Raw genomic sequence first — 12,082 nt, 5'->3', positions numbered from 1 at the left:
TCCCATCATCGTCCGTCAGGGCGTCGACGGCGAACTCGTGACGATCCTGCGGTGAGCGCCCGCTCAGCCCGCGGTGCCCTTCGTCGCGGTGGGCTGCTCGTCGCTGCCCGGCGCAGGGACGCCCTCGGGGTGGCGCTTCCGCCAGCGGCGGCGCTTCTTGGCCTCGACGCTCGCGTGGTGGTCGCGCTGCTTCGCCTCGAGCACGTGGTCGGAGTCGAGCCCCTTCCACCGGCCGCTGGCGATCGTCGTGACCATCGAGTTCACGGTCGCGATGAGCGGGACGGCGAAGAACGCGCCGGCGATGCCCGCGAGCCCGGACGCCGCGGTGACGCCGAGCACGACGGCGAGCGGGTGCACCTTGACGGCGCTGCCCATGACCAGGGGCTGCAGGATGTGCCCCTCGACCTGCTGCACGACGAGGATGACGCCGAGCATGATGAGCGCCGCGACCCAGCCGTTGAAGATGAGCGCGATGAACACCGCGAGGAATCCGGTCACGATGGCGCCGACGACCGGGATGAACGCGCCGAGGAAGACGAACACGGCGATCGGGATGACGAGCGGCAGCTGGAGCGCGGCGGCCCCGATGCCGATGCCCACGGCGTCGACGAAGGCGACGAAGATCTGCACGCGGATGAAGCTCGTCAGCGTCGTCCACCCGGCGACCCCGGCACCGTCGATGGCGGGCCGGGCCTTCTTCGGGAACAGCCGGACCGTCCAGCGCCAGACGTTCTTGCCGTCGATGAGCAGGAAGATCACCGTGAAGATGACCACGAAGAGCCCGGTGAGCAGGTGCGTCAGCGACGAGCCCGCGCTCGCGACGCCGGACAGGATCGAGCCGGAGTTGCTCGACAGCCAGTCGGTCGCCTGGTTCAGGTAGTTGTTGAGGTCGGACTGGCTGATGCCGAGTCCGGAGTTCAGCACGAAGTCGCGGATGGTGTCGTACTGCGCGAGCGTCCGGTCGCGCAGCGAGGGGTAGGCCGCCGCGATCTGGTCGATGACGAGCCAGATGAGCCCGCCGACGGCCGCGAGCCCACCGACCAGGCTGACCACGACGGCGATCCACTTCGGCACGTGGTGGCGCTGCATCCAGTTCGACAGCGGCACGAGCAGGGCTGCCACGACGATCCCGATGAGGAACGGGATGAGCACCTCGCTGAAGAGCGTGACGAGGTAGATGAAGACCGCGACGACGCCGATGACGACGAGCACGCGCCACGACCAGGCGCCTGCGATCCGCATGCCCGTCGGCACGACCTGCTCGACGACGGGATCCGGATGCGTCTTCTTTCCCCAGGCCATGCGGCGAGTGTACCGACGGGTACCGGAGCGTGTTCCAGATGCGGCATACGTCCGTCCGACGTGGGTGTCGGCGCGGATCGGTAGCGTCGTGCCATGGTCAGGTCCACGCTCTCCGCCGCCGAGGCCCGCCGCGTCACCCTGGCGGCGCAGGGCTTCGGCGCTCCCGCCCGTGACGTGGTCGGCACCCGCACGCTGACGAGCACGATCGGCCGGCTCGGGCTCCTGCAGATCGACTCGGTGAACGTCTTCGAGCGGAGTCACTACCTGCCGCTCTTCGCCCGCCTCGGCTCCTACGACAAGGCCGCGCTGGACCGACTCACGATGCGGCGCACCGGCCCGTACGCCGAGTACTGGGCACACGAGGCCGCGTTCCTGGCGCGCGCCGACCTCCCCCTCTTCCGCTGGCGCATGGACGCGTACCGCGACCGCGATGCCCGACCGAACCGGATCGCGGGGGTCGAACGCACCGCGGGCGTCCGCCGGGAGCTCCGCGCCCTGCTCGCCGCCGAGGGCCCCCTGCCCGCGAGCGCCGTCGAGCACGAGGCGAACGTCCGCCGCGGCCCGTGGTGGGGCTGGAGCGACGTGAAGGCGGGGCTCGAGCAGATGTTCCGCTGGGGCGAGGTCGTCAGCGCCGGCCGCGCCGGGTTCGAGCGCGTGTACGCCCTGCCCGACCAGGTGCTGCCGCCGGGCACGCTCGAGGGCGCTCCGGACCGGCACACCGCCGTCACCGAGCTGGTCCGGCGCGCCGCACGCGCGTCCGGTGTCGGGACCCGGGCGGACCTCGCCGACTACTTCCGTCTGCGCGCGGACGACACGACCGCCGCGATCGCGGAGCTCGAGGAGCGCGGCGAGCTCGCGTCGGTCCGGGTGGAGGGGTGGCGGGACCGCGCGTGGATGCACGTCGACGCCCGGGTCCCGCGGCACGTCACGGCCGACGCGGTGCTCAGCCCGTTCGACCCGGTCGTGTGGTTCCGTCGCCGCGCTGAGCGCATGTACGACTTCCACTACCGGATCGAGATCTACACGCCGGCGCCGAAGCGGGTGTTCGGCTACTACGTGCTGCCCGTCCTGCAGGACGACCGCCTGACCGGACGCGTCGACCTGAAGAGCGACCGGCAGCGGGGCGTGCTCCGGGTGCGGACCGCGTGGCAGGAGCCGGGCGAGCGCCTGGACGCGGAGCGCCTCGCCGAGACGCTGCGGCGGGCGGCGGCGTGGCAGGGACTCGACGGTGTCGAGGTCACCGACCGTGGCACCGCGGCCACCGCGGTCGCGGCAGCACTCGGGGTCGCGCTCGTCCCGCACGTGGCGGCGGACGACGCCGATGCGGCCGAGGCGGCTCCGGGCGACGACGCGGTCGCCTGAGGTCCGGCCGGGAGGCACGGTGCACCTCCGCCGCGCAGGTCCGGTCCGGCCCTGCCCGGCTCTGTCCGGCCCGGTGGTCGCGCTGGCACGCCGTGCTCGCGAAGCGCCGCGACGCAGGCGAGACGCCGCGATCCGCGTGAGACGCCGCGACTTCCGGGGGCGTCTCGCCGCGACGAGGCCGTCCCGCACCGACGCCGGCGTCTCGACGCGACGAGACCGCCCATCCGGACGCCGGCTTCTGGACAGCGTGAGGCCGTCACCCACCGACGCCGGCGTCTCGACGCCCGTCCGTCAGAACCGGTCCAGGCTCCCCCGGAGTCGCGCGACCCGGTCGGGCAGCGGTGGGTGCGTCGAGAACAGCCGGTCCATCACGCCGGGTCGCATCGGGTCGGCGATCCACAGGTGCGCCATCGACGAGTTCTGCGTGCGGGTCGGTCGGCCGTACGCCTGGAGCTTCTCGAGCGCACGGGCGAGTCCCTCGGGGTACCGCGTCGTCATCGCACCCGTGGCGTCCGCGAGGTACTCGCGCTGCCGGGAGACCGCCGCCTGCACCGCTGCGGCGGCGATCGGCGCGATGAGCACCGCCACGATCCCGGCGATGATCAGGATCGGGTTGCCGCCGCCGCCGTTGTCGTTGTTCCGTCCGCGACCGCTCAACCCGCTGAAGATCGAGATGCGCAGGAGCACGTCCGCCAGGAACCCGACCGCGACCACCAGGCCGAACACGATCGTCGAGACGCGGATGTCGTAGTTCTTGACGTGTCCGAGTTCGTGGGCCATGACGCCCTGCAGTTCGCTGTCGTCCATGATCGCCAGCAGCCCGGTCGTCGCCGCGACGATGGCGTGCTCCGGGTCACGGCCGGTGGCGAAGGCGTTGGGCGCGGGGTCCTCGATGACGAACACCCGGGGCATCGGCATGCCGTTCGTGATCGCCAGGTTCTCGACGGTCCGCCAGAGCCGCGGCTCCGTGGTGCGGTCGACCTCGATGCCGCCCGCGATCGCCGTCGCCTGACGCCCGGCCAGGAAGTACTGGAGCAGCGCGTACCCGAGGGCGACGACGAGGACGATCACCCCGATCGAGACGTTGCCCGCGAGGTACCCGCCCAGGAACCCGAGCGCCCCGACGACGAGCAGGAAGACCAGGACGATGACGACGGTGTTGCGCTTGTTCCGCGCGATGGCGCTGTACACGGGTCAGGCCGCCCCGGTCGCGGTCAGAACTGGACGCGCGGCGGTTCGGCGATCGCCGCGGGCTCTGCCGTCTCGAAGAACGACGCCTCGGTGAACCCCTTGCTCTTCGCGAACGTCGAGTTGGGGAAGACGCGGATCTTCGTGTTCAGCTCGCGCACGCCGCCGTTGTAGAAGCGCCGTGCGGCCTGGATCTTGTCCTCGGTGTCGACGAGCTCGGACTGCAGCTGCAGGAAGTTCTGGCTCGACTGCAGCTGCGGGTAGCCCTCGGCGACGGCGAACACGCTCTTCAGGGCCTTCTGCATGTGTCCCTCGGCCACCGAGGCGCTCGAGGCGTCACCGGCACCGAGCGTCTCGGCCCGGGCACGCGTCACCGACTCGAACACGGACTTCTCGTGCGCGGCGTACCCCTTCACCGTGTCGACGATGGTGGGGATGAGGTCCGCGCGGCGCTTCAACTGCACCGTGATGTCGCTCCATGCCTCGTCCACGCGCAGCTTCAGCGTGACGAGCGAGTTGTAGGTCACCCAGAGGTAGATCCCGATCACGACGAGCAGGACCACCACCACTCCGACGACGATCAGCGTCGTGACGAGTCCGGTGTCCATCTGGGCGTACTCCTTTGCGCGTCGGGTCCGGCGCGGTGGGACTGCGACCGGTGCGTGGCCGTGGGACGACCGTCCACGAGTGTACCGAGGCGCACCAGGACGACCCGTTCGCGCAGTGCGGTTCACGGGTGATTCCCGAGTGGCGTACACCCGCCGTCCGGCGACCGCTGTCCCCGGACCCTCTCGGGTACACGTCGTGGGACACATCATCCGGGTGGCGGATTGACCCACGCCCGATCTTCACGTCTGATGGAGCCGGTGGACACGCTCGGGGACAACGTGCAGCAGGGGACCGTCGGCGACGGCGGTCCTGTCGGTCGACCCCGGTTCCACGCCGGGCTGCTGACCGCGGCCCTGGCGATCGCGATGACGGCCGGCGGGGTCCTGCTCGGTGCGCCGCCCGCCTCCGCGACAGCGACCTCCACGACGACCACGACCACCGCGGCTGCATCCCAGCGCACCGTCGACGCCCCGAGCACGAGTACCACGAGCACCGAGACCGAGCCGCAACCGCAGCCGGACGACGACGCTTCCCGGACCGCCTCCCCGACGCCCTTCCCCAGTTCGGCACCCTGCCACCCGACACCGGTTCCCCCTCGCCGACGCCGACCGATCGCCCCGCCGTCCGTCCGACCATCGCCGACCCGGGCGACGTCACGACCGCGACCGTCCGGCTCCACGGCAGCGGCACCCCCGGGCACCGCGTGCGCGTCGCCGGACCCGCGGTCACCGGCGCGACCGGCTGTACCGCGACCGTGGCCACCGACGGGTCGTGGGCGTGCATCGCCACCGTCCACTCGGGTCCGCAGCAGGTCTTCACGGTGGTCGACGAGACGGACACCGCGCTCGGGTCCTCCCGCGCGCCGGCGTCCGACGTCGTGGTCCCCCCGGTCGTCACCACCGACCACCCGACGTCGGGGCCCGTGTCCGGTACCGGCCTGCCCGGCGCGACCGTCGCCGTGTCCGTCTCCGGTACGCCGGCCGACCGGACCGCGCGGGTGGACGCCAGCGGCCACTGGACCGTCGCGCTCCCCGGCAGCACCCGGGACGGCCGCGCGACGGTCTCCGCGTCCCAGATCGCGAGCACCGGCAACGGCTTCCGCTCCGACCTGCGGAGCGCCCCGTCGTCCCCGCGCACGATCGTCGTCGACCGGACCGCCCCGGCAGCGCCCGTCGTCACCGCGCCGGGCGCCGACGAGCGCGTCCGCTCCCAGCCGTTCACGGTGCGCGGCACCGGTGAGGCCGGTGCGGTCCTGACGGTGTACCTCGACCGGTCACCGGTGTGCCGGACCGACGTGGGCGCCGACGGCCGGTGGTCGTGCACGACGACCGGCACGACCGCAGCCGCCGGGACCCGGACCCTGAGCGCGATGCAGCAGGACGCCGCGGGCAACTCCTCAGCGTCGTCGACCGGCGTCCGGGTGGCACTGTCCGGCTCGACACCCACCGACGGCTCGAGCGCGGGCGCGTCCGGCCCGACGATCGGACCGACGTCGTCGTCCGCCGCACCGGGCTCGCCCGACGGGACACCGGGGGCGACGGCCGGTGGCGGCACCGGCACGACGGGCAGCGACCCGACGGGCACCGGCACGGGCGGTGGGACGACCGGCGCGGCGGAGGGCGGCGCGGGCAGCACCCCGAGCGGCGTGCCCGACTGGTCGGGCCCCGCCGGCGACTGGACCGCCGGCACGGCCTACGACCGCGGTGTCCGCACCGTCCAGGCGTCGTTCTCGTGGGGCACCGTGCTGCTCGCGACGGGGGTGGCAGCCGGGTTCCTCGTGCTCGTCGCCGTCCCGCTCGCGGTGGCCGGTGCCGCCGTCCGCGGTCGCCTCCGCAACCCGTTCACCGCCCTGCTCGGCCGCAACCGCTCGCGGCGTGACCGACGGCTCGGCGACGAGACCCTGCCGACCTGGGCCGCCGCCGCACTCGGCGTGGGCATCGTCGTCGTGACGACGCTCCTCGGTGTCGGCATCTCGCTCGAGGCCCGGTACGTCCGCCTCGCCCTCGGGGTGCTGGCCGGTTCTGCCGTCACGACCGCGGCCGTCGTCCTGGCCACCCGCTGGGCCGCCGGCCGTGACCGCACCGCCGTCGGCTTCCGCGTCTCGCCCTGGCTCGTGCTCGCCGCCGTCCTGGGCTGCGCCCTGACCCGGGTCACCGACCTCTCCCCCGCCCTGGTCGTCGGCGCAGTCCTCGTGCCCGTCGGACGACCGGGCGCCGACACCGCCGCCCTGCGTCTCGGGTCGAGCGTCGCCCGCGGGGTGCGGAGCGCCACCGCCCGCTCGGTCGCGCTGCTCGCGGTCGCCGCCACCGGCTGGGTGCTGCACTCGCTCGTCGGCGGCTCGGGGTTCTGGACGACGCTCACGGCCGAGTTCGCCACCACGCTGTGCGTCGGGGCGGTCGGCGCGCTCGTGGTCACCCTGCTGCCGTTCCCCGGGTCGGCGGGCCCGGCGCTCGTCACCGGGGCACGCGCCCGTTGGGTCGCCCTCACGGCCGGCGCGGTCGCGCTCGCGGCACTCACCACGGGCGCACCCGCCCCCGCCGTCCCCTCGCCGACGGAGACCGCGGTCGCCGCCGGGCTCACGGCCCTCGCAGTCGCCTGCTGCTGGGTCTGGGTTCGCCGGTCGCGCGCCGCCGCGCCGCAGCGCTGACGGGCCACGGTCCCGCCGTCGGCCGGACGGGAGGCACCGGGCTCGACCGCCACGCACCACCGGCACGCATCCGCCGGGCGGGAGGCGCGGTGCACGGCCGCCACGCCCCTCCAGGCCCGCCTGTGCCGGACAGGAGGCGCGGCGCACGGCCGCCACGCCCCTCCAGGCCCACACGTGCCGGACAGGGGGCGCGGCGCACGGCCGCCACGCCCCTCCAGGCCCACACGTGCCGGACAGGGGGCGCGGCGCACGGCCGCCACGCCCCTCCAGGCCCGCACGTGCCGGAGGCGACGCGCACGACCTACCGCCGCTCGCCTCCCGCCCGCCGACCGACGACCCGCGTCAGGCGATGTGGTGCGGAGCGTTCCGCCGGAACAGCCCGGGCAGCAGCCCACCGATCTTCGTCCCGATGCAGAGGCTGACGAAGGTCGCGAGCGGCGTGCCGAGCGCGACCGGGTCGAAGGTGGTGACCGCGACGAGCCCCACGGTGCCCGGCACCAGGAGCAGGAACGCGGGGAAGAACGACACCGTCGCCGGGATCACCGGCACGAGGCGTTCGAGCAGGCGCGTCGCGACGAACAGCAGTGCGGCCGCAGCGCCCGTGGCGACGACGCTCCCCCAGACGGGCGTGGTGCCGCTGACGACCGCGTAGGCGCTCGTCATGACGGCGACGGACACGAGCGTGAGCCGCCAGCCGGAGCGGAACACCAGCCCGAGTCCGACCGCCAGCCCGACCACCGCGACCCAGGACACCCAGTAGGAGGGCACGGCCTCCCAACCGCCGCGGAGGGTGCCGACGCCGGCGACCTCGCCGACGAGCGCGGCGGACGACGGGTCCACGCGCAGCCCGGTCAGCGCGCTGCCCGCGGCGATGCCCGCGGCCATGAAGCCGAGCGTGATGAGCCCCTGCACCAGCCGCGAGGCACCGGTCACGATGTCGGCCGCGGTGAGCTCGAGCAGCGCGTTGGTGATGAGCGCACCGGGCACGAACACCGCCACGGGTGCGCACACGGCGAACAGCGGCACGTGGTCGAAGCCGGTGCCGGCGGCGACGATGCCGACGACGCTCGTCGACATGAAGGCGGCGAGGAAGGGGATGATCGCGACGGCCTCGCGGAAGCGACGGAGCACCAGGCTGAGCACGCCGACCAGGGCGCCGACGACGAGCGCGAGCACGATCGCCCACCACGGGCAGCGGAACACGACCGCCAGCCCGACCGAGGTCAGGGCGTTGCCGGCGATCCAGGGCAGCGCGGGCGGCGGGACGGTGCCCGCACGGATGGCGCGCACGCGGGCGGGGATCTCGGCGAGGGCGATCGACCCGCGCTCCAGGCCGAGCACCAGTCGGTTCGCGCGTGCTGCCTGGCGGGAGGAGAGCTCGACGCCCTCGGCGTTCACGATCGTGGCGGCGCCGGTGGCGACCTCGCTGACCATGACGAGCGCGGGCAGGACCCCCACGGCGAGCGTCGGGCCGACCCCGGCGGCGTCGCGGGCCTTCTCGAGTGCGGAGCGGACGTCGGTCACGGAGCTGCCGGCGTCGAGCAGCAGCGCACCGAGGGTGCCGAGGAGCATGCCGGTGGGGACCGTCTCGCCGTCGACGACCTCGACGTGCGCCTCGGGTCGGTTGAGTGCGTTGCGCAGGTTCGCGAGGGCGCTTCCGAGTCCGACCACGGGACGATCGTAGGGGCCACGCGAGGGCTCCGCGAAAGCGACAGTTCGCCCCGACTGTCGGGCGAACACTGCCGCTCTGGGAGAACGACCACGCCGCCGTCGTACCCCCGGTGGGACTCGAACCCACAACTCGGCGATTTTAAGTCGCATGCCTCTACCGATTGGGCCACGGGGGCGGGCCGCAACAGCCTACCGACGCGACGACGGCCGCCGCCCCACGCGGGGGCGACGGCCGTCGGTCGTCTGGTGCCGGTGCTACTTGGCGTCGGCCGGAGCTGCGACCGGCGCAGCGTCCTTCGAGACGTCCTCCGCCGGGGTGGCGTACGCCGGGCCGGCGGCGTCGGCGGGCTTGCCCTCCTCCGGAGCCGGGGCAGCGACGGCCTTCGGCTCCTCGGCAGCAGCGGGCTTCGGACGCGACGCGAAGGCCTCGAACGCGGCACGCGGGGTCTCGCGGTCGTCGAGCGACGCGATGTCACGGCCCAGGAAGAAGCCGCCCACCCAGTCGCCGATGACGCGCCACTTGCGCTCCCACGACGGCATCGCGAGGCCGTGGTAGCCACGGTGCGCACCCCAGGCCAGGAAGCCCTTCATGGCGAACTTGCCGGACTGGAACACACCGGTGCCGAGACCGAGGCCCGCGACGGCGCCGAGGTTCTCGTGCTTGTAGTCGTTCGTCGCCTCGCCGCGGATCACCGCGACCAGGTTCTTCGCGAGCTGCTTCGCCTGGCGAACGGCGTGCTGGGCGTTCGGCACGCAGAAGCCGCCGACACCGCCGCCGGTCAGGTCAGGGACCGCCGCGACGTCACCGCAGGCCCACGCGTCGGCGATCACGCCGTTGTCGTCGACCACGCGGAGGTCGGGCTGCACACGGATGCGACCGCGCTGCTCGAGCGGGAAGTCGGTCCCCTTGACCATCGGGTTCGCCATGACGCCGGCGGTCCAGATGATGAGGTCGGACTCGATCGTCTGGATCGACTCGTCCTTGGCCTTGAGCTGGCAGACGCCGCCCTCGGCCGAGGCGAGCTGGGTCTCGAGGTGCACCGTGGCTCCGCGGGACGCCAGGTTCTCGAGCACCCAGTGCGAGGTCTCGAGCGACACCTCGGGCATGATGCGGCCCATCGCCTCGACCAGGTGGAAGTGCGTGTCGTCGAAGGACAGCTGCGGGAAGCTCTTCAGCAGGTCGGACGCGAAGGAGCGGAGCTCGGCGAAGACCTCGATGCCGGCGAAGCCACCACCGACCACGACGACGGTGAGCAGGCGGTCACGCTCGGGACCGGCCGGCAGGTTCGCCGCCTTGTGGAAGTTCGTGAGGATCTTGTCGCGGATCGCCGCGGCCTCCTCGATGGTCTTCAGGCCGATGGCCTCGTCCGCGACACCCGGGATCGGGAAGGTGCGCGAGACGGCACCGGCGGTCATCACGATCTGGTCGTAGGACTCCTCCCACGCCTCGCCCTCGGCCGGGGTGATCGTCGCGGTCTTCGTGGCGTGGTCGACCTTCGTGACCTTCGCCGTGACGACGCGCGTCTTCTTCAGGTGGCGACGGTGCGACACGATCGCGTGACGCGGCTCGATCGAACCGGCCGCGACCTCGGGCAGGAACGGCTGGTACGTCATGTACGGGAGCGGGTCCACCATGGTGACCTCGGCTTCACCCTGACGCAGGTGCTTCTCGAGCTTCCAGGCGGTGTAGAAACCGGCGTAGCCGCCGCCGACGACGAGGATCTTGGGCACGGGGGATGATCTCCTTGGAGTGGGGTGGTTGCTTGCCGGGAGGCTGGTCAGACTTCGCCGCCACCCGCCCCGACTCCAGCGTCTGCGATGCCATCATACGCCCGGCACTCACACCGGGAGGGCGACCAGTCCACGCGCTCGAGCGCGAGGTCGCCGATGGGGTTGACGCCGGGTCCGGCAGCGAGGGCGTGGCCGACGAGGGCGTGCAGGCACTTCACGCGGGTGGGCATGCCACCGGCGCTGATGCCGTCGATCTCGTCGACGTGCTCGATCGACTCGCGGTCCGCCAGGTAGGACTCGTGGGCCGCGCGGTACTGCGCCGCGACGGTCTCGTCCTCGAGCAGGGCGGCGAGCTCGGGCATGACGTGGTTCGCCTCGAGCGTGCTCACGGCCGCGGTGGCGGCGGGGTGGCACAGGTAGTAGAACGTCGGGAACGGGGTGCCGTTCGCGAGTCGGGGCTTCGTCGACACGACGGTGGGGTTGCCGCACACGCACCGTGCCGCGATCCCGACGACGTCGCGGGCCGGTCGCCCGAGCTGCGCCGAGACGACCTGGATGTCGCGGTCGGACGGCGGGTCGAAGGGAGGGGTCGTCACGGGCACGTGAGCCTACCCGAGACCCGCTCGCCGTCCTACTCCGTGACGGCGGAGCCGCTCGGGCCCTACTTGCCGTCGCTGGTGGCGGCGCCGGTCGGGTCCCCGGTGCCGGAGACGTCGGGAGCGACGAGCTCCTCGGTGGTCTTCTCCGTCAGGCCGGACTGCAGGACGCTGGAGAGCATCGCCTGCACCCAGTCGACCTTCGGCGTCTGCACGGTCGAGCTGACCGGGCTGCCGGAGTCCGTCTCGGCACGGTCGGACCCCTTCGCCTGCTCGGCGCCCATGACGAGGTAGCTCTCCTCGCCCGGGTAGACGTAGAGCAGCCGGTCACGGGCCTGCGCCTCGATGTAGGCCGGGTCGTCCCACCGTGCAACGTCCTGCTTCTTCTGGCTGACGTCCGCCTTCTGCGCCGCCACCTCGCGCTGCTGCTGCGCGATCTGCTCCTGCTGCTGGATCAGCGTACGCAGCGAGGGCGCGAGCACGACGACGAACAGCACGATGATCGCCAGCATGAGCAGGCTGAACCCCGAGAACCGGATCGACCGGTACCAGGGCTGCTCGTGCGCGCCGGACTCCGGCACGGCCACGGGGATGCGGCGGACGCGGGGCTTCTGGCTGGGCACGGCTCGACGATAACCCGGCCCCGGTCGGTCGCGTGGCCCGGCACGCGGGCCGGCACGCGTCGCTCGGTACCCTCCCAGCGGACGGGAGGCGCGGCGCACGGTCGCCACGCGCCTCCCGTCCGACGGTCGGTCCGGCCGCACTCCCGTCCCGGCCCCGACGGTTCCCGTCGCAGGACTCGCCGCCCGCTGACGTCCTGGTCGCACGACTTGCCGCCGGCGCCGAAGTCGAGCGGCAGGTCGTGCGACCGGAACCCGGGCCGACGGCAGTGACCCGTACCGGCGTCGGCGGCGGCAGGACCGCCCGGGAACGGCGAGACGCCGCCCTCCCGGAAGGAGGACGGCGTCTCGAGCCG

At 73.1% G+C, this 12,082-nt stretch carries 9 protein-coding genes and 1 tRNA gene; 2 read left to right on the top strand and 8 right to left on the bottom strand.

The genetic code is table 11. The features are described 5' to 3' along the window. Positions 1-63: 63 nt before the first annotated feature. The gene (locus C1N91_RS03695) at positions 64-1,302 is read right to left on the bottom strand and encodes an AI-2E family transporter (RefSeq protein ID WP_137766646.1); all 1,239 of its coding nucleotides are present in this window, start codon (positions 1,300-1,302) and stop codon (positions 64-66) included. Positions 1,303-1,395: 93 nt separating this feature from the next. Between C1N91_RS03695 and C1N91_RS03690 the strand changes: the two genes are divergently transcribed. After that, positions 1,396-2,664, top strand: a complete 1,269-nt coding sequence (locus C1N91_RS03690; RefSeq protein ID WP_137766645.1) for a winged helix-turn-helix domain-containing protein — start codon at positions 1,396-1,398, stop codon at positions 2,662-2,664. Between the two features lie 291 nt (positions 2,665-2,955). Here C1N91_RS03690 and C1N91_RS03685 read toward each other — a convergent pair whose 3' ends face one another. Both C1N91_RS03685 and C1N91_RS03680 read right to left on the bottom strand, forming a co-directional pair. Continuing rightward, positions 2,956-3,855 carry a M48 family metallopeptidase gene (locus C1N91_RS03685; protein WP_137766644.1) on the bottom strand — a complete coding sequence of 300 codons (900 nt, stop codon included), beginning with the start codon at positions 3,853-3,855 and terminating at the stop codon, positions 2,956-2,958. 23 nt (positions 3,856-3,878) lie between these two features. Next, a complete protein-coding gene (locus tag C1N91_RS03680; RefSeq protein WP_137766643.1) occupies positions 3,879-4,460 on the bottom strand; it encodes a LemA family protein in 582 nt (193 codons plus the stop codon). Between the two features lie 755 nt (positions 4,461-5,215). Here C1N91_RS03680 and C1N91_RS03675 point away from each other — a divergent pair. Continuing rightward, positions 5,216-7,108, top strand: a complete 1,893-nt coding sequence (locus tag C1N91_RS03675) for an Ig-like domain-containing protein (protein ID WP_137766642.1) — start codon at positions 5,216-5,218, stop codon at positions 7,106-7,108. Between the two features lie 342 nt (positions 7,109-7,450). Here C1N91_RS03675 and C1N91_RS03670 read toward each other — a convergent pair whose 3' ends face one another. The 5 genes from C1N91_RS03670 to C1N91_RS03650 form a co-directional block, all read right to left on the bottom strand. Then, on the bottom strand, positions 7,451-8,779 hold the full coding sequence (locus C1N91_RS03670; RefSeq protein WP_137766641.1) for a threonine/serine exporter family protein: 1,329 nt from the start codon (positions 8,777-8,779) through the stop codon (positions 7,451-7,453). Positions 8,780-8,881: 102 nt separating this feature from the next. Further along, positions 8,882-8,955 (bottom strand) — tRNA-Leu (locus tag C1N91_RS03665). Between the two features lie 79 nt (positions 8,956-9,034). Next, positions 9,035-10,510 carry an NAD(P)/FAD-dependent oxidoreductase gene (locus C1N91_RS03660; protein WP_058728086.1) on the bottom strand — a complete coding sequence of 492 codons (1,476 nt, stop codon included), beginning with the start codon at positions 10,508-10,510 and terminating at the stop codon, positions 9,035-9,037. 47 nt (positions 10,511-10,557) lie between these two features. Next, on the bottom strand, positions 10,558-11,106 hold the full coding sequence (locus C1N91_RS03655; protein ID WP_126890965.1) for a DUF501 domain-containing protein: 549 nt from the start codon (positions 11,104-11,106) through the stop codon (positions 10,558-10,560). A 65-nt stretch (positions 11,107-11,171) separates the two neighbouring features. Continuing rightward, positions 11,172-11,729, bottom strand: a complete 558-nt coding sequence (locus C1N91_RS03650) for an FtsB family cell division protein (RefSeq protein WP_137766640.1) — start codon at positions 11,727-11,729, stop codon at positions 11,172-11,174. Positions 11,730-12,082: the final 353 nt, after the last annotated feature.

It is taken from the genome of Curtobacterium sp. SGAir0471, from assembly GCF_005490985.1.
Classification (GTDB): Bacteria; Actinomycetota; Actinomycetes; order Actinomycetales; family Microbacteriaceae; genus Curtobacterium.
This window is presented reverse-complemented; position numbering and strand designations above follow the sequence as displayed.

Bases quoted from the DNA above. Each gene is read 5' to 3' on its own strand.
- C1N91_RS03680 (WP_137766643.1), bottom strand. From the start codon at position 4,460: ATGGACACCGGACTCGTCACGACGCTGATCGTCGTCGGAGTGGTGGTG.
- C1N91_RS03690 (WP_137766645.1), top strand. From the start codon at position 1,396: ATGGTCAGGTCCACGCTCTCCGCCGCCGAGGCCCGCCGCGTCACCCTG.
- C1N91_RS03695 (WP_137766646.1), bottom strand. From the start codon at position 1,302: ATGGCCTGGGGAAAGAAGACGCATCCGGATCCCGTCGTCGAGCAGGTC.